The sequence below is a fragment of the Nocardioides sp. ChNu-99 genome (assembly GCF_029493445.1).
GTDB lineage: Bacteria > Actinomycetota > Actinomycetes > Propionibacteriales > Nocardioidaceae > Nocardioides.
Genome location: NZ_JAHWBL010000016.1, coordinates 36,443 through 62,974, shown reverse-complemented (window position 1 = coordinate 62,974; position 26,532 = coordinate 36,443). Strand labels below are relative to the sequence as shown.

Here is a 26,532-nt window from a genome sequence, read left to right as displayed (position 1 = left end):
GAGCGACGCGGGCGGGCCCCGGGCTCCGGGGGCCCCGCGGGCTCCGGGGGCGGGTACGGCGGGCGCTGCTGACCGGGGTGCTGCTGCGGACCGGGGTGCAGCCCCGGGTGCGGACGCATCGTCGGCGCGAACGGCGGCCGCGACCCGGGCGGCGGGGGCGGCGGCTGCTGGTACGGCGCACGCTCCGGCGGCATGAGGCTCGCCGGGTCGGGGCGCTCGGGGGCGGTCGGCTCGTCGGGCAGCACCTTCGTGCGGGCCTCGAGCGGCGGGAGCGGGCGACCGGCGGGGGCCGACGGTGGCGCCGTCGACCCGGGCGGGGCGCTCGTGACCGGCATGGTCGACACCGGCGCCACCGCGGTCGGGGCGGCGGGGCCCGCCGTACCGGCTGGTGCCGCACCGCCGACGGCGGGCATGCGGGCGCGGGTGGAGGACTCGAGGGCCGCGGGATCGATCCAGGCACGCAGCTCGGCGAGCGAGGGGCGGCGCCCCGGGTCGGGGTCGAGCGCGCGCTCCAGGGCGGCGCGGATGCCGGTCGGGAGCCCGTCGAGGTCGTGCTCGCCGCGGCGCACCCGGTCCATCACCGCCATCGCCGGTCCCCGCCCGAACGGTGCCCGGCCGAGGCCGCCGAAGGCAATGGTGGCGGCGAGCGAGTGCACGTCGGCGGCGGGCGTCGCGTCCTCGCCGAGGAGGATCTCGGGCGCGAGGTAGCCCGGCGTGCCCAGCAGCCAGCCGGTGTGCGTCAGCCGCGGGTCGTCGGCGACGCGGGCCAGGCCGAAGTCGATGAGGATCGGGTTGCGCCCCTCCATCAGCACGTTCGACGGCTTCACGTCGCGGTGCAGCACGCCGACCCGGTGCACGGCGTCGAGGGCGGCGCACAGCTCGGCGGCGAAGTGCGCGAGGTCGCCGGCGGCGACCGGGCCCTCCTCCCGGACGTGGTCGTGGAGGCTGAGGCCGGGCACGTAGCGGGTCGCGACGTACGGGATGTCCGCCCACGGGTCGGCGTCGACGATCTCGGCGACGCGGCTCGAGCGGATGCGGCTCAGCGAGTTGACCTCGCGGGCCAGGCGGGCGCGGGCCTCGTCGTCGCCGACGACGTGGGGGCGGAGCACCTTGAGCGCCACGCGCTCGCCGCCGGGTCTGCGGGCGAGGTGCACGACGCCCATGCCGCCCTCGCCGATGCGGGCGAGCAGGCGGTACTCCCCCACCCGGAGACCGGGCGGGGGACGGTGCTGCTCGGGAGCTGCGGGCGGGGCTGACGGGCCCGGCCGGGGAGCCGTCGACACGGCTGCGAGGCTACCCCGCCGAGCCCTTCCGGGTCCGCTCCTCGAGCTCGGCGAGGGCGCGGCGGGGCGCCACGAGCCGGTAGGAGGCGTCGACGAGCTCGGCCACCTCGCCCGCGTCGGCGCCGGGCCCGTCGAGGTCGAGGCCGCGCCAGCCGAACGAGGCCCAGTAGCGCGGCAGGAAGAAGCGGGGGTCCTCGTCGAGGGCGGGCAGCTCGGCGGGATCGACCTTGACCACGACGGCCGCCGGGTGCGGCACGCGGGTGCCGTCGGGCTGCTTCTGCTCCGAGCCGAACAGGCAGAAGATCTTCCCCACCCGGAAGGTCGGGCGGCCGTGGGAGACGACCTCCTCGGCCCGCGGGTAGGCCAGGGCCAGGGCACGCAGCCGCGCGAGCCAGGGGTCGTCGTCGTCGAACTGGATGGGGTGGGGCACGGCGTCAGCGTCCCGAGCCGGGCGGGGCCCGTCAACGGGTGACCCGGGCCGATGAGTTCGGCGCGCGGCGCGGGTCGACCCGTCGTACCCCCTCGGACCGACCGGAAGGACACCCGTCGTGACCTCCTCCTCACCACCGGCGATCGAGGCCCGTGGCCTCGTGAAGACGTTCGGCAGCAACCGGGCGGTCGACGGCGTCGACCTCACCGTCGCGCCCGGCACCGTGTACGGCCTGCTCGGCCCCAACGGCGCCGGCAAGACGACGACCGTCAAGCTGCTGGCGACCCTGCTGCGCCCCGACGGCGGCGAGGCCCTCGTCTTCGGCCACGACGTGGCCGCCGAGCCCGACACCGTGCGCGGCCTCATCAGCCTCACGGGGCAGTACGCCTCGGTGGACGAGGACCTGACGGGCACGGAGAACCTCGTGCTGCTGAGCCGGCTGCTCGGGCACTCGAAGGCGCGGGCCCGCTCGCGCGCCGCGGACCTGCTCGACGCGTTCGGCCTCGCCGAGGCCGCGGGCCGCCAGGCGAAGGGCTACTCCGGCGGCATGCGCCGGCGCCTCGACATCGCCGCCAGCCTGCTGTCGACCCCGCGCCTGCTCTTCCTGGACGAGCCGACCACCGGCCTCGACCCGCGCAGCCGCAACCAGGTCTGGGACATCGTGCGGGCCGTGGTCGCGCAGGGCACGACGGTGCTGCTGACGACGCAGTACCTCGACGAGGCCGACCAGCTCGCGTCGCGGATCGCGGTGATCGACCGCGGCCGCGTGGTCGCCGAGGGCACGAAGGGGGACCTCAAGGCGTCCGTCGGCCTGGGCTCGGTGCACGTCCGGCTCCGCGACGCCGCCCGGCGGGAGGAGGCCGCGGCGCTCCTGGCCCCGGTCCTCGGCTCCGACCCGCACCGGGAGAACGACCCCGTCGCGCTGTCGGTGCGGATCGAGCCGGGCGAGCCGGGCGAGCCGGGCGAGCCGGGCAGTGCGGACGGTGCCACGGGCACGGCCACCGCGGTCGCCGCCGACCGGTCCGCCGCGGCGCTGCGCGCGCTCGCGGACGCCGGCATCGTCGTCGACACCTTCTCGCTCGGCCAGCCGAGCCTCGACGAGGTCTTCCTCGCCCTCACCGACCGCCCCGCCACCACCGAGGAGAGTGCGGCATGAGCACCGTCGACGCGACGTCCCCCGCCGCCCCCGCCGGGCCCCCGGCCGGCGACGCACCCGCCACCGCCGACATCGCGCGGATACTGCTGGCGGACCCGCCGCCGGCGCGACCCACGGCGTGGTCGGCGTCGGTCACCTTCGGGTGGCGCGCGGTGCTCAAGATCAAGCACGTGCCGGAGCAGCTGTTCGACGTCACGCTGTTCCCGATCATGATGACGCTGATGTTCACGTACCTCTTCGGGGGTGCCCTGGCGGGCTCCACGACGGCGTACCTGCAGTTCTTCCTGCCCGGCATCCTCGTGTCCAGCATCGCGATGATCACGATGTACACCGGCGTCTCGATCAACACCGACATCGAGAAAGGCGTCTTCGACCGGTTCCGCACGCTGCCGATCTGGCGGCCGGCGCCGATGGTCGGCTACCTGCTCGGGGACCTGCTGCGCTACCTCATCGCCGCCGTCGTCATCGTGACGATGGGCCTGGTGCTCGGCTTCCGGCCCGCCGGCGGGCTCGCCGGTGTCGCGGCGGGCGTCGCCGTGCTGCTCGTGTTCTGCTTCGCGTTCTCGTGGGTGTGGACGATGTTCGGCCTGCTGCTGCGCTCGGAGAAGTCGGTGATGGGCGTCAGCATGATGGTGCTGATGCCGCTGACGTTCCTGTCGAGCACGTACGTCGACCCGGCCACGATGCCGGGCTGGCTGGAGGCGTTCGTCGAGGTCAACCCCATCACGCTGGTCGTCGACTGCGTGCGCTCCCTGTGCGCGGGCACCCCCGACGCCGGCGAGCTGGTCGCGGTCGCCGCGGTCAGCGCGGGCTTCGTCGCCGTGTTCGGCCCGGTCACGATGCGGCTCTACAACCGCAAGTGACCGGGCCGGGCCCGGTGGCCGGGCGGGGTGGGCTCAGAGCACCCGGTGCATCCAGCCGAACGTGTCGTCGGCGCGGCCGTACTGGATGTCGACCAGGGCCTGCCGGATCGTCGTGGTGACCGGGCCGCCCTCGTCGTCGCCGGTCGGCGAGGGCACCTCGCCGCCGGCCCACTTGAGGGCGCCGACGGGGGTGACGACGGCGGCGGTGCCGCAGGCGAAGACCTCGACGATGTCCCCGCCGGCCACGCCGTCGCGCCACTCGTCGATGGTGAACTTCCGCTCGTGCACCTCGTGGCCGAGCTTGCCGGCCAGCTCGATGATCGAGGAGCGCGTGATGCCCTCGAGGATCGTGCCGGTCTCCGGCGTCGAGATGCGGCCGTCCGCGTGCACGAAGTACATGTTCATGCCGCCGAGCTCCTCGACGTAGCGCCCCTCCTGGGCGTCGAGGAACACGACCTGGTCGCAGCCGTGGGCGGAGGCCTCCTGCTGGGCGACGAGCGAGCTGGCGTAGTTGCCGCCGGTCTTGGCCGCGCCCATGCCGCCGCGCCCGGCGCGGGTGTACTCCTCCGTCAGCCACAGGCTCACGGGGCGCACGCCGCCCTTGAAGTAGGCGCCGGCGGGCGAGGCGATGACCATGTAGGTCACGTGCTGCGCGGGCCGCACCCCGAGGAACGTCTCCGAGGCGAACATGAAGGGGCGCAGGTAGAGGCTCTTCTCCCCCTCGCCGTCCGGCACCCAGCGGGCGTCGGTGCGCACGAGCTCGTCGACCGTCGCGACGAAGTCCGCGGGCGGGAGCACGGGCAGCGCCAGGCGGCGCGACGAGCGCTCCATGCGCTCCGCGTTGGCCTCGGGCCGGAACGTCCACACCGAGCCGTCCGCGTGGCGGTAGGCCTTCATGCCCTCGAAGATCTCCTGCGCGTAGTGCAGGACCGCGGTCGCCGGGTCGAGCACCAGCGGCCCGTACGGCGTCACGCGCGCGTCGTGCCACCCCGCCTCCGGCGTCCACTCGACCGTCAGCATGTGGTCGGTGAAGTGGGTGCCGAAACCCGGCGCGGCCAGGATCTCGGCGAGCCGCGCGTCGTCGACGGGGCTCGGGTTCGGGGTGGTGCTGATCTGCATGGGGGGCACGTTAGTCGACCTGTCGGGGTGGGGGTGGACGGGTGGCGGGGTCTGCTGCTCGGCCGGAAATGCGACGACGCCGGGCACGTGGCGTGCCCGGCGTCGTGACGAGGTGGTCAGGGAGCGGGGCTCACCCGGCTACCCGGGCAGCGATGGCGTCGCCGACCTCGGGGGTACGGCGCGGCTCGCCGCCCGCGCGGGCGGCGAGGTCGGCGATGACCGCGTCCTCGATCCTCCGGGCGGCGTCCGCGTGCCCGAGGTGGTCGAGCAGCAGGGCGGCGGAGAGGATCGCGGCGGTGGGGTCGGCCTTCTGCTGGCCCGCGATGTCGGGCGCGGAGCCGTGCACGGGCTCGAACATGGACGGCGTGGTGCGGTCCGGGTTCACGTTGCCGGACGCGGCCAGGCCGATGCCTCCGGTGATGGCGGCGGCGAGGTCCGTGATGATGTCGCCGAAGAGGTTGTCGGTGACGATCACGTCGAAGCGGGACGGGTCGGTCGTCATGAAGATGGTGGCGGCGTCGATGTGCAGGTAGTCGACGGTGACCTCGGGGAACTCCGCACCGACCTCCTTCACCAGCCGGCTCCACACGGCCCCGCCGTACGTGAGGACGTTGGTCTTGTGGATGAGCGTCAGCTTCTTGCGGGGCCGGCGCTGGGCGCGGGCGAACGCGTCGCGGACGACGCGCTCCACGCCGAAGGCCGTGGTGATCGAGACCTCGGTGGCCAGCTCGGCCGGCGTGCCGACGCGCAGCGCACCGCCGTTGCCCGTGTAGGGGCCCTCGGTGCCCTCGCGCACGACGACGAAGTCGACCTCGCCCGGGTCCGCCAGCGGCGAGGTGACGCCGGGGAAGATCCGGGACGGGCGCAGGTTCACGTAGTGGTCGAGCTCGAAGCGCAGCCGCAGCAGGAGGCCGCGCTCCAGGATGCCGGGCGGCAGGTTCGGGTCGCCGGGCTTGCCGCCGACCGCGCCGAGCAGGATCGCGTCGTGGGAGCGGACCTCCTCCAGCACCGAGTCCGGGAGCACCTCGCCGGTCGCGAGGTAGCGCTCCGCGCCCAGGTCGTACCGGGTGGGCTCGAACTCCACCCCCGCGGGCGCGGCGACCTCCAGCACCTTGAGCGCCTCGGCCGTCACCTCCTGCCCGATGCCGTCGCCGGGGATGACGGCGAGCCGCAGCGAGCCCGAGGTCGGGCTGGTCGTGGAGGAGTCGGTCATGACCGGCGAGCCTAGTTGTCGTCGGGGCGCTCGCCGCGGGTGTCTCGGGAGTCGAGCGCGACCTGGACGGCCTCGTGGCTGTGGGGGTTGCGGGGGTCGTGGCTGGCGGGTCCCCACTCGGGATACATGTCGTACATAGCGGGCTCCTGGGGTGTCGTGTCAGGGGGTGACAGGGGGTGTGACGGGTGGCGTGACGGGGTGTGCGGTGGGCCGGTCGTGCCGGCGCGACGCCCCGTGACGGGACCGTCGACCCTGGGGATGACCAGGAGTGGACCAGGCGGGGCTGCGGATCACGCAGGAGTCACCTGCGGGCCGCCACGGGGCGTCGTACCCGCACCGGTCCGGCGCTCAGGGGTGGGAGCGAGGGGCGGATGCGGGGATCCGGTGGGGCCAGGCGACGTACCGACGCCGAACACCGCGGCGAGGTGGCCTCACCTTCAGTGGGCCTCGCCGCGGCACTCGATAAGTACGATCACGCTCCGCATGGTGACGAGGACGCTACCCCCGCCCGCCGCACCGCGCAGCAGGTCTCGTGAACTGGCTCACCATCCGAGACACCTGTCCGCGGATGGCACACTCGGGGACGTGAGCGCGCCCCCCGAGCTGCCCGAGATCGTCTCCCGCGCGTTCGACGTCTCCCGCCGCGCCGGCTACGTGTCCTTCTGCCGCAACGAGACCGGGCGGCTCCTCGCAGCGCTCGCCGCCACCCGCGGGGGCGTCATGGCGGAGTTCGGCACCGGGTGCGGCGTGGGTACGGCGTGGCTGCGCAGCGGGCTGCGCGGTGACGCGCACATCCTGACCGCCGAGCTCGACGAGCGCCTGGCCGGGGCCGCGGCGGAGATCTTCGTCGACGACCCGCAGGTGGAGGTGCTCGCCGCCGACTGGTCGACCCTCGGCGACAAGGGTCCCTTCTCCCTGCTGTTCCTGGACTCCGGGGACCCCACCTCGGTCGCGGTCGACGAGATCGCCGACCTGGTCGAGCCGGGCGGCGTCGTCGTGCTCGACGACTTCGTGCCCTGCGAGCAGTGGCCGCCGATCACCTACGGCCGCGTCGACACCCTGCGGGAGCAGTGGTTGAGCGACGAGCGCTTCACGGCGGTGGAGGTCATGGTCGCCTCCGACGCCTCCGCGGTCATCGCGACCCGGCGCTGACGCCCGCCTCGACGCCCGCCTCGACGCCCGCCTCGACGACCGGCGGGGCCACGGCCGCGCCGGGCAGTCGGACCGTCCACCGCGGCAGCATCGCCTGCGTCAGCGGCCCGATGGCGAGGGCGTAGACCAGGGTGCCGACGCCGGCCGCACCCCCGAGGGCCAGGCCGGCGAGCACGACGGTCACCTCGATGCCGGTCCGGACCGCGCGCAGCGACCAGCCCGTGCGGCGCGACAACCCGGTCATGAGGCCGTCGCGGGGACCGCGGCCGAGCTGGGCCCCGATGTAGAGGGCGGTCGCGAACCCGCACAGCACGACGCCGCCGACCATCAGCCCGACCCGGACCGTCCAGCCGAGTGCGCCGTCCCCGACGACGTCGTGCACGTCGACGACGTCGAGCAGCAGCCAGATCGTCGCGTCGGCGCTCAGGCCGAGGACGACGGGGTTGGCCAGCGTCGCGACGCCGGGCACCTCCCGCAGCGGCCAGAAGGCCATCAGCACCACGATGCTGGCGAGCATGAGCACCTGCCCGAGGGTGAGCGGCACGTGCGTCGCGATGCCCGTGTGCAGGACGTCCCACGGGGCGGTGCCGAGGGTGCCCGCCACGAGCATGCCGAGCGAGATCCCGTAGAAGATCAGCCCGACCGTCATCTGGGCGAGGCGGCGCGGGAGACGCCCGGCGCGCAGCTGGGCGACGGGGCCGAGGTCGACGAGGGTGGTCACGGTCCCAGGGTGCACCCTGGGGGCTCCGCGCGGCACGTCCACCGGCGCAGGGGTGGACCGCCCGGGGCGGACTGCGCGGCCCCGCTGCCCGGGCCAGCGATGAGTTCGCGGTCGCCCGCGGGTCGGCCCCCCCGACCGCCGTACCGCCCGACCCACCTCAGGAGCAGCGCATGTCCTTCCAGGCCTACCTCGACGGCGCCGAGAAGAAGACCGGTCTCACCCCGCAGCAGCTGGTGGACGCCGCCCACGCCCGTGGGTACGACGCCTCGACGAAGGCCGGCGAGATCCTGGCCTGGCTGAAGGAGGAGCACGGGCTCGGACGTGGACACGGCATGGCCCTGGTCCACGTCGTCCAGGAGGGCCCGACCATCAGCGCCCGGCACGTCGGGACCGACGGGGCGCACCGCGACGAGAGCACCGAGCTGCGCCTCGACGGCCTGGCCCGCCGCTGACCGCACGGGCCCCGGTGGGCGGGCGGGCTCACACGTCGTCGTACGTCGCCGTGTGCCGCACCGCGCCGGACGCAGCCTTCTCGAGGAAGCCGCTCGGGGCGACCACGACGCGCGCGGCGGTCCCGAGGTGGGACACCACGCTCCCGAGGTCTCGGGTGCAGGCGTCCAGGCGCTCGCACAGGGTCTCGACCGACCTCACGACCCGCTGCAGCACCTCGGCGAGCCGCTGCGCCTCGCCGCGCACGCGCTGGGCCAGCCGCAGCAGGATCGGGCCCGTGCCGACGCCGGAGGCCAGGACGGGGAAGCGCGGGGCGAGCCAGGCCACGAGGTCCGCGATCGCGGCGCGCACCGCCGCCCGCACGCCCGTGACGAGGGAGGACGCGAGCCGCGTGGCGCCGGCCATGCCGAGCGCCGCCTCGGCGCAGGCCTCGGCCGCCGTGCTCTGCCCGGCCGCCGCCACGGTGTAGGCCCCCGCCGCCCGCCCCGTCCACCCCTCGGCGACCTCGGCCACCGCCGCGCGGTGCTGGTCCGCCACTGCGAGGAGCCCCTCGCCCACGTTGGTCCACGTGCCGGCGAAGGCGAGCACCTCGTCGGGGTTGCCGGTCACCGCGTCGAGCAGCTCGTGCAGCGGCTGGAAGTGCTCCATGACCCACCCGATGCCGGCCCGCAGGAGGCGACCGAAGGGGTCGGACAGCAGGTTGGCGGTCTCGTCCACGGCGCAGAGGCCCGCGAGCCCCGCCTGCAGCCAGTCGTCCCGCCCCACCGAGGCGGCGGACGTCATGAGGCTGTCGACCACCCCGGCGCCCGTGTGCCACGTGCGGCTGTCGCCCTCCGCCTCCAGGTAGTCGGCGGGGTCGGCGCTCACCGGACCGCTCCCCCGACGGGCGTGGCGCCGAGCCGCTCCGCCCAGCGGGCGAGCTCCCCGCCCCGGCCGGCCCCGGCGTCGGTCACGACGCCGACGACGGTCTCCCACAGCACCGGCACGACCGCCTCGACCCCGTCGACGACACGGTCCGCGGCCGCACCGACGGTCGCGTCGGTGGTGACCACGTCGTCCCCGAAGAGCCGCAGCCCCTCCGCGGTGGCCTCGAGGGCCCCGCCGACCGCCTCGCACGCGACGGCTCCCATGAGCCCGAACGGCTCGAGCCGCTGACCGATGAACCCGCAGAGGAGACCGAAGGCGTTCCCCGGGGCAGCGACCGCACGGGCCGCCCCACCCGCCGCGCGGGGCTCCGCCGCCAGCGCGGCCAGCCGGTTCGCGTGGTGGTGCAGCGCCCCGGGGTCGACCGCGACGACCCCGCTCACCGGAGCACCCCGTCCGCCGCACCGGCCGCGGACCGCGTCGCCCGACCCCCGGCGCCGAACTGCCGCTCGGCGTGCTCGCGCACGTGGGCCGTCGTGGCGGCCTCCGGGCCGAACGCCTGGGCCGCGAGCGCGGTCAGCCGCTCGGGCAGCCGCCGCCGCGCGTCCCCCACGGCGGCGAGCACGGCGCGTCGTACCGGCTCCGCGCCCGCGCGGGCCACCCGCTCCTCCACGACGACGTCCACCAGACCGCCCCCGTGGTCGAGCTCCACCACCGCTCCGCTGCGGTCGCGCCCGCGCACCCGCAGGCCCTCGACCGCCGCGACGTACGACTCCGCGCGGCGCACCTGTGCGTCCGCGTCGGCCAGCACGGCGGCGATCGCCGCCCGGGCCTCGTCCGCCCCCGTGGGGCCGCTGTCTCCCGCGCTCATGGTTCCCCCTTCGCCTCCCGGCTCCCGCCGGCGCCGGACCCCCGTCCGGCCACCACCAGGTTCACCGAGCGAGGGGGTCGGCGGAAGTGCGCGCGACCCGTCCTGTGGACAGCCACCGGGCCGTCCACAGGACGCGGTCGACGCGGTGGCGTCAGGCCGCGGGGAGGGGGATCATGCGCCGGGGACGGCGCACCCGTCGGGCCCGCAGGCCTCGGCGTCGCCGCCCACCGGCACCAGCGTCGGGCGCGACTCCGCCCACGCCTGGCGCAGCAGCTGGTCGAACACCTCGGTGGGCTGGGCGCCCGAGACGCCGTACCGGGCGTCGACGACGAAGAAGGGCACCCCGGTCGCCCCGTACGCCCGGGCCTGGGCCACGTCGGCGGCGACGGCCTCGGCGTACGCGTCGCCGGCCAGCACCTCGTCGACGCGCGCGGCGTCGAGCCCCGCACCCGCGGCGGCGGCGCGCAGCACGTCGTGGTCGCCGACGTCCTCGGCCCGCAGGAAGTACGCCGCGAGCAGCGCCTCCTTGAGCTCGCGCTGCTGCGCGGGCCCGCCCGTCTCGAGAGCCAGGTGGAGGAGCCGGTGGGCGTCGACGGTGCGGGTGTGCACGTTCTCGAGGAGCCGCATCGCGAGACCCTCCTGGGCCGCGACCTCGACGAGCTGCTCCTGCATCTGGCGCATCTCGGCCTCGCTGCGCCCGTACTTGCGGGCGAGCACCCCGGTCGTCAGCTCGTGGCCGTGCTGCGGGGCGGAGGGGTCGAGCTCGAACGAGCGGTAGACCACCTCGACCTCGTCGGCGTGCTCGAAGCCCGCGAGGGCCTTCTCCAGCCGGCGCTTGCCGACGAAGCACCAGGGACAGACGACGTCGGACCAGATCTCGATGCGCACGCACCCCCAACCCCGAGGCCCCCCGGCCCATTCCCGGGGTCGGGCCAGGACTTCCCCCGATGTCCCCGGCGCCGCGGCGCCGCGAGGCTCGGACCATGATCGAAGTGACCGGACTGACCAAGACGTACGGCGCCCACCGCGCCGTCGACGACGTGACCTTCACGGCCCGCCCCGGGCGGGTCACCGGCTTCCTGGGGCCCAACGGCGCCGGGAAGTCCACGACCATGCGGATGATGGTCGGCCTCACGCCGCCGTCGGCCGGCAGCGCGACCGTCTGCGGCGCGCGGTTCACCGACCTGCCGAACCCGCCGCGCGAGGTCGGCGTGCTCCTCGACGCCTCCGCCCAGCACGCGGGCCGCACGGGCCGCGAGATCCTGGCGATCGCCGCCCAGACCGCGGGCCTGCCCCGCACCCGGGTCGACGAGATGCTCGAGCTCGTCTCCCTCACCTCGACCGAGGCGGAGCGCCGGGTGCGCAACTACTCCCTCGGCATGCGCCAGCGCCTCGGCATCGCGGTCGCCCTCGTCGGGGACCCCGAGGTGCTGGTGCTCGACGAGCCGGCCAACGGGCTCGACCCGGCCGGCATCCGCTGGATGCGCGACCTGCTGCGCGGGTTCGCGCAGCGCGGGGGGACGGTGCTGCTCTCCTCCCACCTGCTCGGCGAGATCGAGGTCGTCGCCGACGACCTCGTCGTCATCGGCCGCGGCCGCATCGTCGCGCAGGGCACGAAGGCCGAGCTGCTGGCGTCGGCCGGCACGGTCGTCGCGCCCGCGGAGCCGACGGACGGCGCCGCCCTGGTGCGCGCCCTCGGCGCCGCCGGGATCGTCGTCACCCGCACGCACGACGGCGCCCTCTCCGTCGAGGCCCAGCCGCGGGAGGTGGGCCGGGTGGCGCACGCGGCCGGCGTACCCCTCGCGGGCCTGCGGGCGGCCGACGGCGCCGGCCTCGAGGAGATGTTCCTCGAGCTGACCGCCGACACCCAGCGCGAGACCCCCGCCCCGCTGCGCACGGCAGGGGTGGCGGCATGAGCGCGCTCGTCACGCCCCCGGCCGGCACGGCCGCCCCCGGCAGCACCCCCGTCGCGGGTACGACGGTCCGCACCCCCCGCCCCGACCTGCGGCGCCCGTCGTTCGCGCGGCTGGTCGGCGTCGAGGCCCGCAAGACGTTCGACACCCGGGCCGGCCTGTGGCTGTGCGCCAGCATCGTCGTGCTGGCCGTCGTGGCGAGCGCCGCCGTGGTGCTCTTCGCCCCCGACGAGGCGCTCACCTTCGAGACGTTCGCGAGCGCGATCGGCATCCCGATGGCGATCGTGCTGCCCGTGCTCGCGATCCTCTCGGTGACGAGCGAGTGGAGCCAGCGCAGCGGGCTGGGCACCTTCACCATGGTGCCGTCGCGGGGCCGGGTGATCGCCGCCAAGGCGGCCGTCGCCGCGGTCGTCGGCGTGGTCTCGATGCTGGTGGCGATGGGCGTCGGGGCCCTCGGCACGGTGGTCGGCTCGGCACTGGCCGGCACCGACGCCGTCTGGGACTCGTCGGTCAGCTCGCTCGTCGGCATCGTCGTCGCCAACCTGCTGGGCATGGCGGTCGGGTTCATGCTCGGCGTGCTGCTGCGCAGCTCGCCGGCGGCGATCGTGGGGTACTTCGTCTACTCGTTCGTCGTGCCGACGCTATTGATGACGCTGGCGACGTTCCAGGACTGGTGGGCCGACCTGCAGCCCTGGCTCGACTTCAACTACGCGCAGACCAGCCTCTTCGACGGCTGGCCCGGTGGCGAGGCGTGGGCCCAGATCGGGGTCTCGTCGCTGCCGTGGCTCGTCCTGCCGCTCCTCGTCGGGCTCTGGACGCTGCGCCGCTCCGAGGTGAAGTGAGCGCGGCCGGCCGCTGACGACGGACGCCTCCGCTCCCCGTGCGGGGAACGGAGGCGTCCGTGCGTGCGGCGGCTCTGCTGCAGCCGGCCCGGGGTCAGCGCGCGGCGGAGCCCTCGGTGTAGTCGGCGTCGGTCTGCTGCCACGAGAAGTGCGAGCGCAGCTCCTTGCCGGTCGCCTCGATCGGGTGGCCGGCCTCCTTCGCGCGGAGCTCGGTGAACTCCTCGCCGCCCTTGTCCTGGTCGTCGATGAAGCGCTTCGCGAACGTGCCGTCCTGGATGTCGGCGAGCACGGCCTGCATCCGCTCCTTCACGCCGGCGTCGACGACGCGCGGGCCCGACACGTAGTCGCCGTACTCGGCCGTGTCGGAGACGCTCCAGCGCTGCTTGGCGATGCCGCCCTCGAACATGAGGTCGACGATGAGCTTGAGCTCGTGGAGCACCTCGAAGTAGGCGATCTCCGGCTGGTAGCCCGCCTCGGTGAGGGTCTCGAAGCCGGCCTGCACGAGGTGCGAGACGCCGCCGCAGAGCACGGCCTGCTCACCGAACAGGTCGGTCTCGGTCTCCTCGGTGAAGGTCGTCTTGATGACGCCGGCGCGAGTGCCGCCGATGGCCTTGGCGTAGGACTTCGCGAGGTCCCACGCGGTGCCGCTGGCGTCCTGCTCGACCGCGATGATGTCCGGGATGCCGCGCCCCGCGACGTACTCGCGGCGCACCGTGTGACCCGGGGCCTTGGGGGCCACGAGGACCACGTCCACGCCGGCCGGCGGGGTGATGTAGCCGAAGCGGATGTTGAAGCCGTGGCCGAAGACGAGGGTGTCGCCCTCCGCGATGTGCGGCTCGATCGACTCCGTGTAGAGGTGGCGCTGCACCTGGTCGGGGGCGAGGACGACGATGACGTCGGCCTCCTCCACGGCCTCGGCCGGGGTGAGGACGCGCAGGCCCTCCTCCTCCGCCTTCGCCCGGCTCTTCGAGCCCTCGGGCAGGCCGACGCGGACGTCGACACCCGAGTCGCGCAGGTTCAGCGCGTGGGCGTGGCCCTGGCTGCCGTAACCGATGACGGCCACGTTCTTGCCCTGGATCAGGGACAGGTCGGCGTCGTCGTCGTAGTACATCTCAGCCACGTCGGGCTTCTCCTTCGTCGTTGTCTTCTCGGGGTACGGCGGGTGGTGCGGCAGGTGGGGCGGTGCTCAGCCCACGGCGGCGGGCGTCGCGGGCGCAGCCGGGGCGGGCGGCGCGGTGGGCACGGGGACCGGCACCGGTCGCACCGTGCGCTCCGTGATGGAGCGCGACCCGCGACCGATCGCGACCATGCCCGACTGCACGAGCTCGCGGATGCCGAAGGGCTCGAGCACGCGCAGGAAGTCCGCGATCTTGCCGGCGTTGCCGGTGATCTGGATGGTCACGGCGTCGGGGGCGACGTCGATGACCTTGGCGCGGAAGAGCTGGACGGTGTCGAGCACCTGACCACGCGTCTCGGAGTCGGCGCGCACCTTGACCATGACGAGCTCGCGGGCGACCGAGGCGGTCGGGTCGAGCTCGACGATCTTGATGACCTCGACCAGCTTGTTGAGCTGCTTGACGACCTGCTCCATCGGCGAGGACTCCACGTCCACGACGATCGTCATGCGGGACACGTCGGGGTGCTCGGTGGGGCCCACCGCGAGGCTGTCGATGTTGAAGCCGCGGCGGCTGAACAGGCCCGCGATGCGGGCCAGCACGCCGGGCTTGTCCTCGACCAGGACGGACAGGGTGTGCTTGGTGCTCGTGCTCATACCAGTTCGTCCTCGTCGAAGGTGGGCGCGAGGTCGCGCGCGTACTTGATCTCGTCGTTGCTCGTGCCGGCGGCGACCATCGGCCACACCATCGCGTCGCGGTGCACCCGGAAGTCGACCACGACGGGCACGTCGTCGATCGACATGGCCTTCTCGATGACCGAGTCGACGTCGCCCGGGGTCTCGCAGGACAGGCCGACGCAGCCGTACGCCTCCGCCAGCTTCACGAAGTCGGGGATGCGCTTGGAGTGCAGGTCGGTGTTGGAGTAGCGCTCGTTGTAGAACAGCGTCTGCCACTGCCGCACCATGCCGAGCGACTCGTTGTTGATGAGGGCCACCTTGATCGGGATGCCCTCGATGGCGCAGGTCGCCAGCTCCTGGTTGGTCATCTGGAAGCAGCCGTCGCCGTCGATGGACCACACCGTGGTGTCGGGACGACCCACCTTCGCGCCCATCGCGGAGGGCACGGAGAAGCCCATCGTGCCGAGGCCGCCGGAGTTGATCCACGTGCGGGGGTTCTCGTACTTCACGAAGTGGGCGGCCCACATCTGGTGCTGCCCGACGCCGGAGCAGTAGATCGCCTCCGGGCCCGCGATGGCGCTGAGCCGCTCGATCACGTGCTGCGGGGCGAGCGAGCCGTCGGCGGGCGCGTCGTACCCCAGCGGGTAGCGCTTCTTGACGCCCGCGAGGAAGTCGACCCAGCCCTCGTAGTCACCCGTGTGGCCGGCGTCGGCCTGGGCGACGAGCAGCGACGTCAGCTCGCTGATGACCTCGCGCGCGTCGCCCACGATCGGCACGTCGGCGTGGCGGTTCTTGCCGATCTCGGCCGGGTCGATGTCGGCGTGCACGACCAGGGCGTTCGGGGCGAACGAGTCGAGGTTGCCGGTCACGCGGTCGTCGAAGCGGGCGCCCAGGCTGATGATGAGGTCGCTCTTCTGCAGGCCGGCGACGGCCGCGACCGTGCCGTGCATGCCGGGCATGCCCAGGTGCTGCGGGTGGCTGTCGGGGAACGCGCCCAGTGCCATGAGGGTCGTGACGACCGGCATGCCGGTGAACTCGGCCAGGCGCAGCAGCTCGCGCGACGCGCCGGAGCGGATGACGCCGCCACCGACGTAGAGCACCGGGCGGCGCGCCTCGAGGATCAGCTTGACGGCCTCGCGGATCTGCTTCGTGTGCGGCCGCGTGACGGGGCGGTAGCCCGGCAGGTTGATGCCGCTCGGCCAGTCGAAGGTCGTGGTGGCCTGCAGCGCCGACTTCGCGATGTCGACCAGCACGGGGCCGGGTCGACCGGTCGAGGCGATGTGGAAGGCCTCCGCGATCTTGACCGGGATCTCCGCGGGGTCGGTGACGAGGAAGTTGTGCTTCGTCACCGGCATCGTGATGCCGCGGATGTCCGCCTCCTGGAAGGCGTCCGTGCCGATCATCGCGGCGCCGACCTGGCCGGTGACGGCCACCATGGGCACCGAGTCCATGTGCGCGTCGGCCAGCGGCGTGACGAGGTTCGTCGCGCCCGGCCCGGAGGTCGCCATGCAGACGCCCACCCGGCCGGTCGCCGCGGCGTACCCCTGCGCGGCGTGGCCGCCCGCCTGCTCGTGGCGCACGAGGATGTGGCGGATGCGGGTGGAGTCCATCAGCGGGTCGTAGGCCGGCAGGATCGCGCCGCCCGGGATGCCGAAGATCGTGTCGACCCCGGCGTTCTCCAGCGACTTCACCAGGCTCTGGGCCCCGGTCACGGACGGGCCGGTCGCCTCGGGGTGCTCAGTCATCAGCCTCGAACTTCCTCGTCAGCCCCCGCGTCGTCGCGGGAGCACTGGTGTGCTGTCGTGCGGGTCCTGCTCGCCGGCCCGGACCGGCGACCGTCCAAGTCTCCGGCACCGGTGCCAGGCCAACAAAAAACCCCTCGGCCTGACGGCAACGAGGGGATGACGCGGGAACGTGGGGCTCGGGGCCTCAGCTCACGCGTCGCGTGCGTACGAGAAGGACAGTGCGCATGCGCCCTACGGTCGCCGCCGGGGACCGACGACGTCAACCCACTCTGCCACGCGTTCCACATGTTGGTACGTCGGTCCCACATGTCGACACGCCGCCGGAGCACCGAGCCCGTCGGCGGGGGCTCAGCGGTCCTGCCACGTGCACACGCACGCCTTGTTGCCCTCCGCGTCGGCGAGCACCCAGAAGGCCCGGGCCGCGGCGTCGCTGACGAGGGTGCCCCCGGCGGCGAGCGCGGCCGCCACCCGCTGCTCGGCGACGTCGTGCGGCACCGTGATGTCGAGGTGGAACCGCATCCGCCCCTCGGCCTCCCCCGGCGCGGGCGGGGCGCACTCCTGGAACCACAGGGCCGGCAGCACGTCGACCTCGTCGCGCACCTCGTCGGGCGACCCCGGACGGTCGGCGAGCCCCAGCACCGCCCGCCAGAACGGCTTGACGCGGGAGAGGTCGGGGGTGTCGAGGGCGATCTCCAGCTGCTGCACCGTCGTCGGCTCCGGGCGCGCCCCGAGCTCGGCGGCCAGCTCGCTGACGCGGCGGGCCAGCGCGACGTCGCGCTCGGTGACGCCGTCGGCGTCGTGGCTGCTCGTGACGACCCGCAGCGCGCCGTACCGCAGGTCGAGGTCGGGGTGGTGGTCGACCTCGGCGGCGTGGGCGCCGACGGCCGCGACCAGGGCGAGACCCACCCCGTAGTCGTCGAAGGTGAAGCGGGCGTGGAGGCGACCCAGCAGGAACCGCCAGTCGGCGAGGTCGGCGGCGAGGACCTGCTCGCCCGTGAGCGTCGTCGGAGTCATGCGCCCATCTGAGCACCCGCCGCCGACGATCGGGAGGCCCCCGGGCACCGTCCGATCACGGTTCGGAGAAATCCTGGTCGGGGCGCTGGGCGCCGTCGGTGCTTCGGCATACAGTGCGCGGACGCCGGAGTTCTTCCGGCCGCGCGAATTCGGGAACGCGGCCGCCCGGCGACAATCGAAAGCGAGATCTCGGGTGTTCACTACTCCTCGACGGTGGGCCGGCGTCGCCGCACTCACCCTCGGCGCGACGATGCTCTCCGTCGCGCCCAGCTCCGCCGCCCCGGGCGACCCGGGCGCCGAGCCCCTGCCGATCCCCCAGACGACCCCGCCGTCCGTCGCCCGGGCCCCCATCGCCCCCGGTGTCGACCTCGACACCGAGGCCCGTCAGAGCGTCTTCGTCCAGCTCAGCGGCGCCGGTGCCGCCGACGCCGCCGCCCAGGGCTCCGCGTCGACCGCCAAGCGCCGGGCGACCGACCGCCGCGCCCAGGTGCAGGGCACCGCCGACCGCATCGTCGCCGCGGCCCGCGCGAAGGACTCCGGCGCGGCCGAGCTCTACACCGTCGCCAACGCCGTCCCCGGTGTCGCGATCAGCGCCAACACGACCGCGATCCGCGCGCTGGCCACCCAGCCGGGCGTCGTCAAGGTCTCGCGCATCACCGAGCGCACCCTCGACAACTCCAGCGCCGCGAGCCTCGTGCGCGCCAACCAGGTGTGGTCCTACAACGGCAACACCGGCGACGGCGTCAGCATCGGCGTCATCGACACCGGCGTCGACTACACCCACGCCACCTTCGGCGGCCCCGGCACGGTCGAGGCGTTCGAGGCGGCCCAGGCCAGCTCGACGGAGGACGGCTGGCTCCAGGCCCTGCCGGCCGCCGGTCGCGCCAAGGTCGTGGGCGGCTACGACTTCGTCGGCGACGACTACAACGCCGACGACACCGCCGCGTCCTACAACCCGGTGCCCTCCCCCGACCCCAACCCGCTCGACTGCGAGGGCCACGGCTCCCACGTGGCCGGCAGCGCGGCCGGGTACGGCGTGATGCCCGACGGCTCGACCTTCGCGGGCAACTACGCCTCCGTCGGCCCCAACACCCTGCGCGGCCTGAAGATCGGCCCCGGCATGGCGCCGCAGGCCGAGATCCACGCCCTGCGCGTCTTCGGCTGCGAGGGCAGCACCGACCAGGTCATCGCGGCCCTCGACTACTCGCTCGACCCGAACGGCGACGGCGACTTCTCCGACCGCCTCGACGTGGTCAACATGTCGCTGGGCTCGGCCTACGTGCCCTCCGACGACCCGCAGAACGAGGTCATCGACGCCCTCACCCGGCACGGCGTGCTCACCGTCGCCTCCAACGGCAACGAGGGCGACATCACCGACGCCGGCGGCTCCCCGGGCAGCGCGACCAGCTCGCTGGCCGTCGCCAGCACGGTGGACGCCATGCAGCGCCGCGACGCCATCCGCGTGACGGCGCCGAGCGACGTCGCGGGCACGGCGGCCGGCCAGTTCTCCACCGCGTACCCCTTCGCCACCCGCCCGCCCGTCGCCGGCACGGTCGCGACCGTGCCCGGCGCCAACGCCGACGGCTGCGAGCCGTTCAGCGCGACCGACGCCGCCCGCGTGGCCGGCAAGGTCGCGTGGCTGGAGTGGGACGACAGCGACGCCACCCGCCGCTGCGGCTCCGGCGCCCGCTCGGCCAACGCCCGCGAGGCGGGCGCGATCGGCGCCATCTTCACCAGCGAGCTCGACGTCTTCGGCGCGGGCATCCTCGGTGACGCCCAGATCCCCGTCATCCAGCTGACCGGCAACGACACCGACCGGCTCCGCCCGGCCGCCGAGGCCGGCACGCTCGCGGTGCAGTTCGACGGCACGCTGGCGCAGAGCCTCGCGACGTACGACGAGGGCATCGTCGACACCGTCTCCGGGTTCACCTCGCGCGGCGGCCACGGCACCTACAGCGGCGTCAAGCCCGACGTCGCCGCCCCCGGCGACACCATCAGCTCGGCGGCGGTGGGCAGCGGCAACGGCATCGCGACGTTGTCCGGCACCTCGATGGCCGCCCCGGTCACCGCCGGTGTCGCCGCGCTCGTGCTGGCGCAGCACCCGTCGTACTCCCCGCTCGAGGTGAAGGCCGCCGTGATGAACACGGCGACCAACGACCTGTTCGAGGGCGCCAGCCGCTCGGGCGACCGCTACGGCCCCGCCCGGGTCGGCGCCGGCCGCATCGACGCGCGCTACGCCGCGGGCACCTCCACGCTGGCGTGGACGAACGGCACCAACAACCCCGTCTCGGCGACCTTCGGCATCGTCAACGCGCCGATCACCACCGAGAAGGTCACGCGCCAGAAGACGATCACGGTCCGCAACGACGCGAGCCGCGCCGTCACCTACCAGCTCGGCTACCAGGCGGCCACGTCCCAGCCGGGCGTGGGCTACTCGCTCTCGGCCAGCAGCCTCACCGTGCCGGCGCGCTCGCAGCGCTCGGTGACGCTGACGATGACCGTCTACCCGCGCCGCCTGGCCCGGGTGATCGACCCGACCATGGCCGCCGAGCAGCTCGGCGTGCCCCGCCAGTTCGTCACCGCGGCCTCGGGTCGCGTCACCATCAAGTCCGGCAACAACCCCGCGCTGCGGGTGCCGGTCCACGGCGTCGCCCGGCCGAACTCGACCACCACCTCCACCGTGACCGACGGGCAGCTCGTGCTCGACGGCGCGGGTGTGGCGCAGGGCGGCAACGGCGTCAGCGGCCACCGCTCGGTGGTGTCGGTGCTCGAGCTCGGCGCGCGCAGCGGCCAGATGCCGCTGTGCACGGGCACCCAGGTCGTCGGGTGCGTCGACCAGGGCTCCGACCGCGGCATGGACCTGCAGTCCGTGGGCGCCGGCGCGACCGACGACTACCTCTGGTTCGGCATCGACACCTGGGGCGACTGGGCGACGGTCGGACGGGCCAACATCCCGTTCGTCGACTACGACATCGACGGTGACGGCGCGGCCGACGTGGAGACCTACCTGCAGTTCTTCACCGACACCGACGTCCTCTACTCCGTGACGGTCGACCTGGCCACGGGCGACACGCTCGACGAGCGCCCGGTCAACTTCTACGAGGCCGACCGCGACACCAACGTCTTCGACACCGACGTGGCGCTGCTGCCGGTCTCCAAGGCCGCCCTCGGGCTGCCGACCGACGGCACGAGCGCGCCGATCACCTACGTGGCCGGTGTGTTCGACGCCGCGACCGGCGGGCTCGCCGACACGACCCGCCCGGTGGCGTTCGACGCGGGCGCCCCGGCGGTCGCGACCGCCGGGCCCGTGTTCGCCGACACCGACGGCGCGACGATCGACCTGCTGGGCGCCGGCGGCAAGGAGGCGCTCGTCCTGCACCTCTTCGGCGCCCCGGGTGCGCGCTCGGAGATCGTCCCGGTCCCGGCGAGCTGACCGCCGTACCACCTGCACGACCAGCACCACACCGACGGCCGTCGGTCCCTCCGGGGGCCGGCGGCCGTCGCCGTGCGTGCGGGGCGTGCCACGCCGTTCGTGGTAGCAGCGCCGCGGAATGCGTGGCGCTCCTACCACGAACCAGGCGTCGGCCCGGCGGCCCGGCGGCCCCCGGACCCGCCTAGACGTCCCGGCCGGCCCGCAGCCCCGCTCGCAGCCCCGCTCGCAGCTCGGCGAGGCTGCGGCGCTGGCGGCCGTCGGCGTCGAAGTTCGCCGGGTCGAGCCAGGCCAGCCAGGCGGCGCGCGCCGTGGGCCACTCGTGGTCCAGCAGCGAGAACCAGTCGGTGTCGCGGTTGCGCCCCTTGACGACCACGGCCTGGCGGAAGCGGCCCTCGAAGGTGAACCCGAGGCGCAGCGCCGCCCGCCGCGACGGCTCGTTGAGGCTGTCGCACTTCCACTCCAGGCGCCGGTAGCCGGCGCCGAGCACGTGGTCGGCCAGCAGCGCCACGGCCTCGGTCGCCGCGGTGGTGCGCCGCAGGGCGGGGCCGAACGAGATCCAGCCGACCTCGGTGGTGCGGTTCGCGGTGCTCGTGCGCAGGAGCGAGAGCCTCCCCTCGACCCGGCCGGTCGCGTGCGGCACCACCACCCACGTCAGCAGGTCGGGGTCGGCGACGTCGTCGCGCACCCGACGGGCCGACGCCTCCGGGTCGGCCGGACGGTCGAGGGGCAGGTAGGTCCACGCCGCGTCGTCCTCCGGCGCCGCCGTGGCCGCGTGCAGCGCCGCCGCGTGCGCCGGCCGCAGCGGCTCCAGGCGCGCCCACCGCCCGGTGAGCGGCTCGTGGGCCGGCGCCGCGACCCCCCGCGGCGGGACCGGGGGGCCGACGGGGAGGCCGGCCGGGGAGCCGGGGTCGGTGCGGCGGGGGGACGGTGCGAGGTGCGGTCGCAGCTCCGGCGCTGCGCTCGGCGGGGTCGTCACGACGTGACCGTACGCAACCCCCTCGACGGCCGGCGACCCGCGGCGTACCGTCCCGCGCGGCCCTCACCGCCCCACCACCCACCCGACGGAGACCACGCATGCCCGACCCGACCAGCTCCCCCGCCGCCGCGGCCGGGAGCGACGCCCCCAGCACCGACGCGCCCGGGGTCAGCCCCTGGCCCGCCCTGTGGGCGATGGTCATCGGGTCCGGGCTCCTGCTCGTCCCGATGGCGCTCGCGACCGGCTTCCTGGCCCCGGTGGTCGGGCGGCTCGTCGACCGGGCGCACCCGCGCAGCATCACGGTCGTCGGCTTCGTTGCCTCGGCGCTCGCGCTGCTGGGGCTCAGCCGCGTGATGACGACCGACAGCCCGGTGTGGCAGGTGCTGCTCCCCCTGGCGCTCTTCGGCGTCGGCAGCGCGTTCCTGTGGGCGCCGCTCAGCGCGACGGCCACCCGCAACCTCCCGCTGCCGTCGGCCGGGGCGGGCTCGGGCGTCTACAACACGACGCGTCAGGTCGGGGCCGTCCTCGGCAGCGCCGCCGTCGCCGCGCTCATCCAGGCGCGGCTCGCGGCCAACCTGCCGGGCGCGACCGGATCGGCCGAGGAGATGCAGGCCGGCGGCGGGACGGTGCCCGCCGAGGTCGCCGGACGCTTCTCCGACGCGATGGCCCAGGCCGTGCTGCTGCCCGCCGGCGCCCTGGGCCTCGGCGTGCTCGTCGTGCTCCTCTTCGCCGCCCCGCGCCACGACGGCCACGGGCAGCGCCGCTAGCCGGCCCCGAGGTCCAGCAGGGCCGTGCGGACGGCGAGCACACCCGCGTGCGCCTCGGCGTACGACGTCGAGAGCGGCGAGAGCCCGACCCGCAGGCCGTGGGGGTCGCGGTGGTCGGGCAGCACGTCCTCGCGCCACAGCCGCGCGACCACCTCGCGCATCGCGGGGTGGGTGAGCGTCACGTGGCCGCCGCGGGCGGCGGGGTCGCGGGGGCTGGCGAGCCGCACGCCGAGCGGGGCGAGGTGCACGTCGGCGAGGTCGACGACGTACGACGTGAGCCCCGCCGCCTTGGCGCGCACCGCCGGCACGCCGGCCTCGTCGAGCAGCGCCACCGTGTCGCGCAACGGCTGCATCGCGAGCACCGGCGGGGTGCCCGAGAGGAAGCGCCGCATGCCCGGGGCGGGCTGGTGGCCGGGACCCATCGCGAACGGGTCGGCGTGGCCCATCCAGCCGGTGATGGGCTGGCGCAGCTCGTCGTGGAGCCGGGCCGCGACGTACGCGAAGGCGGGGGCGCCGGGCCCGCCGCCCAGGTACTTGTAGCTGCACCCGACGGCCACGTCGACGTCCGCGGCGTCGAGCCCGACCTCGACGGCCCCGGCGGAGTGGCACAGGTCCGCGAGCACGAACGCGCCGGCCGCGTGGGCGGCGGCGGTGACGCCCGCGAGGTCGGCGAGGTGGCCGGACCGGTAGGCGACGTGGCTGAGCACGACGACGCCCGTGCGTGGGCCGAGCAGCGGCTCGAGGGCCGCGACCTCCATCCCGCCGTCGACCGGCACCTCGAGCCAGCGCACCGTCAGGCCCCGCTCCGCGGCGACCCCCTCCACGACGTACCGGTCGGTGGGGAAGTTGTCGGTGTCGACGACGACCTCGGTACGGCGGGGGTCCCGCGCCACCGCCGCGTCCACGAGGGCGCGCAACAGCTTGTAGAGCAGCACCGTCGTGGCGTCGCCGACCACCGTCTGGCCCGGCGCCGCGCCCAGCACCACCCGGCCCAGCTCGTCGCCGAGGGTGAGCGGCAGGTCGAACCAACCCTCGTCCCAGCCCCGGATGAGCCGCCCGCCCCACTCGGCCTCGACGAACGACGCCATCCGCTCCACCGTCGTGCGCAGCGGGCGGCCCAGCGAGTTGCCGTCGAGGTAGACCAGCGACGTGCCCGCCCCGACGAACCGCTCGCGGTACGCCGCCAGCGGGTCCGCGCGGTCGAGCGCCGCCGGGTCGAGGTGGGCCGGGTCGAGGTCGGGTCGGGGGAGGCTCAGCGGACCCGCCTCAGAAGGTGACCGCGCCGTGCGCGGCCGACTGCACCGTGCGGGCGTACTTGCCGAGGACACCGCGGGTGTACTTCGGGGGCAGCGGCTCCCAGCCCTCCTTGCGGCGCTCCAGCTCGTCCGCGTCGATGTCGACGTCGAGGCGGCGGTTGGCCACGTCGAGCGTGATCCGGTCGCCGTCGCGCACGAACGCGATGGGCCCGGCGTCGACCGCCTCGGGGGCCACGTGGCCGACGCACAGCCCCGTCGTGCCGCCGGAGAAGCGGCCGTCGGTGAGCAGCAGCACGTCCTTGCCGAGGCCCGCGCCCTTGATCGCGCCGGTGATGGCGAGCATCTCGCGCATGCCCGGGCCGCCCTTGGGGCCCTCGTAGCGGATGACGACCACGTCGCGGGGCTTCAGCTCGCCGGCGGCGAGGGCGTCCATCGCCGCCCGCTCGCCGTCGAAGACGCGGGCCGTGCCCTCGAAGACCGACTCGTCGAAGCCGGCCGACTTCACGACCGCGCCCTCGGGGGCCAGCGTGCCGTGGAGGATCGTCAGGCCGCCGGTCGCGTGGATGGGGCGGTCGAGCGTGCGGATCACGTCGTCGTCGACGGCCGGCGGGGCGATGTCGGCGAGGTTCTCCGCCATCGTGCGGCCGGTCACGGTGAGGCAGTCGCCGTGCATGAGGCCCGCGTCGAGGAGGGCCTTCATCACCATCGGGATGCCGCCCTTCTGGTCGACGTCGTACATCACGTACTTGCCGAACGGCTTGAGGTCGCCGAGGTGCGGCACCTTGTCGCCGATGCGGTTGAAGTCCTCGAGCGTCAGGTCGACCTCGGCCTCGCGGGCGATGGCGAGGAGGTGGAGCACGGCGTTGGTGGATCCGCCCAGCGCCATCACGACGGTGATGGCGTTCTCGAACGCCTCCTTCGTCATGATCTGGCGCGCCGTGATGCCGCGGCGCAGCAGCCCGACCACGGCCTCGCCCGACTTGTGCGCGTAGCCGTCGCGGCGGCGGTCGACGGCCGGCGGGGCCGCGGAGCCGGGCAGGGACATGCCGAGGGCCTCGGCGACGGCGGCCATCGTGTTGGCCGTGTACATGCCGCCGCAGGCGCCCTCGCCGGGACAGATGGCGCGCTCGACCTTGTCTACCTCCTCGCGGGAGATCTTCCCGGCCAGGCAGGCGCCGACGGCCTCGAACGCGTCGATGATCGTCACGTCGCGGCCGTCGACCTTGCCGGGCATGATCGAGCCGGCGTACAGGAACACGCTCGAGAGGTCGAGGCGGGCCGCGGCCATGAGCATGCCGGGCAGCGACTTGTCGCAGCCCGCCAGCAGCACCGAGCCGTCGAGGCGCTCGGCCATCATCACGGTCTCCACCGAGTCAGCGATGACCTCGCGGGAGACCAGCGAGAAGTGCATGCCCTCGTGGCCCATCGAGATGCCGTCGGAGACCGAGATGGTGCCGAACTCCATCGGGAAGCCGCCCGCGGCGTGCACGCCGTTCTTCACGGCCTTCGCCAGCCGGTCGAGCGAGAGGTTGCACGGGGTGATCTCGTTCCACGACGAGGCGACGCCGATCTGCGGCTTCTCCCAGTCGTCGTCCCCCATGCCGACGGCGCGCAGCATGCCGCGCGCGGCGGCGCGCTCGAGGCCGTCCGTGACGTCGCGCGAGCGCGGCTTGATGTCGGGCTGCGTCGCGGGCTGGGAGTCGGGCTGGGAGTCGAGCTGGGAGTCGGGCTGGGAGTCGAGCTGGGAGTCGGGGGCGCCACCGGTCATGGGCCCAGGGTAGACCGGCGCCGGCCCCCACCCACCGGGGCGCCGGGATGCGGGCGGCCACCGGTAACCCCCCGTTAACGACGTCCTCCTCACGGGCCGCGCGGCGGGGCCCTAGCCTGTCCCGGTGACAACTGCGATCGACTGGTCCGAGCACCGCGCCGCCCTCTTCGACCTCGACGGCGTCATCACGCCGACGGCGGAGGTCCACATGCGCGCGTGGGAGGTCATGTTCAACGACTTCCTCGCCGCCTGGGACGGTCCCGGCGACACCTCGCCCTACACCGAGCGCGACTACTTCGACCACGTCGACGGCAAGCCCCGGTACGACGGGGTGCGCGACTTCCTCGCCTCCCGCGGCATCGACCTCCCCGAGGGCAGCGAGTCCGACAGCCCGGAGGCCGAGACGATCCACGGCCTGGGCGACCGCAAGAACGAGTCGTTCAACGAGGTGCTGGAGCGGGAGGGCGTGCGCCCCTACCCGGGCTCCGTCGCGCTGCTCGACCACCTGGCGACCCTCGACATCCGTCTCGCAGTCGTCTCGTCCTCCGCGAACGCCCCGGCCGTGCTGCGCACCGCGGGCCTGCTCGACCGCTTCGAGACCGTCGTGTCCGGCACGGTGGCCAAGGAGCTGGGCCTGCCGGGCAAGCCGGCCCCCGACACGTTCCTCCACGCGGCCGCCGCGCTGGGTGCCGACGCCGCGACCTCCGTCGTGCTCGAGGACGCCGTCTCCGGCGTGCGCGCGGGCGCGGCCGGCGCCTTCGCCGCCGTCGTCGGCGTCGACCGCGGGGCCGGCGCCGCCGTGCTCACCGAGGCCGGCGCGACCGTCGTCGTCACCGACCTGGCCGAGCTCGTGCCCGTCACCGACGGGCCGGGGGCCGGCCTGCCGGGGGCCGACGCCTGATGG

Annotated in this window: 26 protein-coding genes; 9 read left to right on the top strand and 17 right to left on the bottom strand. The window is 74.6% G+C overall.

Annotation, left to right across the window (positions count from 1 at the left end):
• Both KK617_RS07675 and KK617_RS07670 read right to left on the bottom strand, forming a co-directional pair.
• Positions 1-1,283 (bottom strand): serine/threonine protein kinase (locus KK617_RS07675; RefSeq protein ID WP_277499250.1); only part of this gene is annotated, 1,283 nt, incomplete at its 3' end.
• 10 nt (positions 1,284-1,293) lie between these two features.
• Positions 1,294-1,713, bottom strand: a complete 420-nt coding sequence (locus KK617_RS07670; RefSeq protein WP_277499247.1) for an MmcQ/YjbR family DNA-binding protein — start codon at positions 1,711-1,713, stop codon at positions 1,294-1,296.
• A 118-nt stretch (positions 1,714-1,831) separates the two neighbouring features.
• On the opposite strand from KK617_RS07670, the gene KK617_RS07665 reads away from it, so the two are divergent.
• The gene (locus KK617_RS07665; protein WP_277499246.1) at positions 1,832-2,869 is read left to right on the top strand and encodes an ATP-binding cassette domain-containing protein; all 1,038 of its coding nucleotides are present in this window, start codon (positions 1,832-1,834) and stop codon (positions 2,867-2,869) included.
• On the top strand, positions 2,866-3,732 hold the full coding sequence (locus KK617_RS07660) for an ABC transporter permease (RefSeq protein ID WP_277499245.1): 867 nt from the start codon (positions 2,866-2,868) through the stop codon (positions 3,730-3,732). Before KK617_RS07665 ends, KK617_RS07660 begins: the two co-directional genes overlap by 4 nt.
• Before the next feature lie 33 nt (positions 3,733-3,765).
• On the opposite strand, the gene KK617_RS07655 is transcribed toward KK617_RS07660, so the two are convergent.
• The 3 genes from KK617_RS07655 to KK617_RS07645 form a co-directional block, all read right to left on the bottom strand.
• Positions 3,766-4,851 (bottom strand): branched-chain amino acid aminotransferase, encoded by a 1,086-nt coding sequence (locus KK617_RS07655; protein ID WP_277499244.1) that lies wholly within the window; start codon positions 4,849-4,851, stop codon positions 3,766-3,768.
• 130 nt (positions 4,852-4,981) lie between these two features.
• On the bottom strand, positions 4,982-6,064 hold the full coding sequence (locus KK617_RS07650; RefSeq protein WP_277499242.1) for a 3-isopropylmalate dehydrogenase: 1,083 nt from the start codon (positions 6,062-6,064) through the stop codon (positions 4,982-4,984).
• Between the two features lie 11 nt (positions 6,065-6,075).
• Positions 6,076-6,201 carry a hypothetical protein gene (locus KK617_RS07645; protein WP_277499241.1) on the bottom strand — a complete coding sequence of 42 codons (126 nt, stop codon included), beginning with the start codon at positions 6,199-6,201 and terminating at the stop codon, positions 6,076-6,078.
• A gap of 448 nt (positions 6,202-6,649) precedes the next feature.
• On the opposite strand from KK617_RS07645, the gene KK617_RS07640 reads away from it, so the two are divergent.
• On the top strand, positions 6,650-7,216 hold the full coding sequence (locus KK617_RS07640) for a class I SAM-dependent methyltransferase (protein WP_277499240.1): 567 nt from the start codon (positions 6,650-6,652) through the stop codon (positions 7,214-7,216).
• Here the strand turns inward: KK617_RS07640 and KK617_RS07635 are convergent.
• Positions 7,197-7,937, bottom strand: a complete 741-nt coding sequence (locus tag KK617_RS07635) for a hypothetical protein (protein WP_277499239.1) — start codon at positions 7,935-7,937, stop codon at positions 7,197-7,199. The genes KK617_RS07640 and KK617_RS07635 overlap by 20 nt on opposite strands.
• Before the next feature lie 170 nt (positions 7,938-8,107).
• Here KK617_RS07635 and KK617_RS07630 point away from each other — a divergent pair, with 170 nt between their 5' ends.
• Positions 8,108-8,389, top strand: a complete 282-nt coding sequence (locus KK617_RS07630) for a DUF4287 domain-containing protein (protein WP_277499238.1) — start codon at positions 8,108-8,110, stop codon at positions 8,387-8,389.
• A 28-nt stretch (positions 8,390-8,417) separates the two neighbouring features.
• Here the strand turns inward: KK617_RS07630 and KK617_RS07625 are convergent, their stop codons facing one another.
• From KK617_RS07625 to KK617_RS07610, 4 genes are all read right to left on the bottom strand, one after another.
• A complete protein-coding gene (locus tag KK617_RS07625) occupies positions 8,418-9,254 on the bottom strand; it encodes a hypothetical protein (protein WP_277499237.1) in 837 nt (278 codons plus the stop codon).
• Entirely contained in the window at positions 9,251-9,694 is a 444-nt protein-coding gene (locus tag KK617_RS07620) for a hypothetical protein (RefSeq protein ID WP_277499236.1), read from the bottom strand. The genes KK617_RS07625 and KK617_RS07620 overlap by 4 nt, the downstream gene beginning before the upstream one ends.
• Complete coding sequence (locus tag KK617_RS07615; protein ID WP_277499235.1) at positions 9,691-10,122, bottom strand: hypothetical protein; 432 nt, start codon at positions 10,120-10,122, stop codon at positions 9,691-9,693. Before KK617_RS07615 ends, KK617_RS07620 begins: the two co-directional genes overlap by 4 nt.
• A gap of 171 nt (positions 10,123-10,293) precedes the next feature.
• Positions 10,294-11,010: a DsbA family oxidoreductase gene (locus tag KK617_RS07610; protein WP_277499234.1), complete on the bottom strand. Its 717-nt coding sequence runs from the start codon at positions 11,008-11,010 to the stop codon at positions 10,294-10,296.
• 95 nt (positions 11,011-11,105) lie between these two features.
• Here KK617_RS07610 and KK617_RS07605 point away from each other — a divergent pair, with 95 nt between their 5' ends.
• Together KK617_RS07605 and KK617_RS07600 are read left to right on the top strand one after the other, a co-directional pair.
• A complete protein-coding gene (locus tag KK617_RS07605) occupies positions 11,106-12,038 on the top strand; it encodes an ATP-binding cassette domain-containing protein (protein ID WP_277499233.1) in 933 nt (310 codons plus the stop codon).
• Positions 12,035-12,877, top strand: a complete 843-nt coding sequence (locus tag KK617_RS07600) for an ABC transporter permease subunit (protein WP_277499232.1) — start codon at positions 12,035-12,037, stop codon at positions 12,875-12,877. The genes KK617_RS07605 and KK617_RS07600 overlap by 4 nt, the downstream gene beginning before the upstream one ends.
• Before the next feature lie 94 nt (positions 12,878-12,971).
• On the opposite strand, the gene ilvC is transcribed toward KK617_RS07600, so the two are convergent.
• From ilvC to KK617_RS07580, 4 genes are all read right to left on the bottom strand, one after another.
• Positions 12,972-13,997 carry a ketol-acid reductoisomerase gene (ilvC, locus tag KK617_RS07595; RefSeq protein ID WP_277499230.1) on the bottom strand — a complete coding sequence of 342 codons (1,026 nt, stop codon included), beginning with the start codon at positions 13,995-13,997 and terminating at the stop codon, positions 12,972-12,974.
• Between the two features lie 66 nt (positions 13,998-14,063).
• Positions 14,064-14,648, bottom strand: coding sequence for an acetolactate synthase small subunit (ilvN, locus tag KK617_RS07590; RefSeq protein ID WP_277499229.1), 585 nt, complete (start codon positions 14,646-14,648; stop codon positions 14,064-14,066).
• On the bottom strand, positions 14,645-16,414 hold the full coding sequence (locus KK617_RS07585; RefSeq protein ID WP_277499228.1) for an acetolactate synthase large subunit: 1,770 nt from the start codon (positions 16,412-16,414) through the stop codon (positions 14,645-14,647). Before KK617_RS07585 ends, ilvN begins: the two co-directional genes overlap by 4 nt.
• 348 nt (positions 16,415-16,762) lie before the next feature.
• Positions 16,763-17,428, bottom strand: coding sequence for a VOC family protein (locus tag KK617_RS07580; RefSeq protein WP_277499227.1), 666 nt, complete (start codon positions 17,426-17,428; stop codon positions 16,763-16,765).
• Positions 17,429-17,621: 193 nt separating this feature from the next.
• On the opposite strand from KK617_RS07580, the gene KK617_RS07575 reads away from it, so the two are divergent.
• Complete coding sequence (locus KK617_RS07575) at positions 17,622-20,861, top strand: S8 family serine peptidase (RefSeq protein ID WP_277499226.1); 3,240 nt, start codon at positions 17,622-17,624, stop codon at positions 20,859-20,861.
• A gap of 181 nt (positions 20,862-21,042) precedes the next feature.
• Here KK617_RS07575 and KK617_RS07570 read toward each other — a convergent pair whose 3' ends face one another.
• The gene (locus KK617_RS07570; RefSeq protein ID WP_277499225.1) at positions 21,043-21,837 is read right to left on the bottom strand and encodes a GNAT family protein; all 795 of its coding nucleotides are present in this window, start codon (positions 21,835-21,837) and stop codon (positions 21,043-21,045) included.
• A gap of 98 nt (positions 21,838-21,935) precedes the next feature.
• Between KK617_RS07570 and KK617_RS07565 the strand changes: the two genes are divergently transcribed.
• Positions 21,936-22,604, top strand: coding sequence for an MFS transporter (locus tag KK617_RS07565; RefSeq protein WP_277499224.1), 669 nt, complete (start codon positions 21,936-21,938; stop codon positions 22,602-22,604).
• Here KK617_RS07565 and KK617_RS07560 read toward each other — a convergent pair.
• Together KK617_RS07560 and ilvD are read right to left on the bottom strand one after the other, a co-directional pair.
• Entirely contained in the window at positions 22,601-23,932 is a 1,332-nt protein-coding gene (locus tag KK617_RS07560; protein ID WP_277499223.1) for an aminotransferase class V-fold PLP-dependent enzyme, read from the bottom strand. The two genes, KK617_RS07565 and KK617_RS07560, sit on opposite strands and share 4 nt — an antisense overlap.
• A complete protein-coding gene (ilvD, locus tag KK617_RS07555) occupies positions 23,871-25,628 on the bottom strand; it encodes a dihydroxy-acid dehydratase (RefSeq protein ID WP_277499222.1) in 1,758 nt (585 codons plus the stop codon). The genes KK617_RS07560 and ilvD overlap by 62 nt, the downstream gene beginning before the upstream one ends.
• Before the next feature lie 124 nt (positions 25,629-25,752).
• On the opposite strand from ilvD, the gene KK617_RS07550 reads away from it, so the two are divergent.
• Positions 25,753-26,529 (top strand): beta-phosphoglucomutase family hydrolase, encoded by a 777-nt coding sequence (locus KK617_RS07550; protein ID WP_277499221.1) that lies wholly within the window; start codon positions 25,753-25,755, stop codon positions 26,527-26,529.
• Positions 26,530-26,532: the final 3 nt, after the last annotated feature.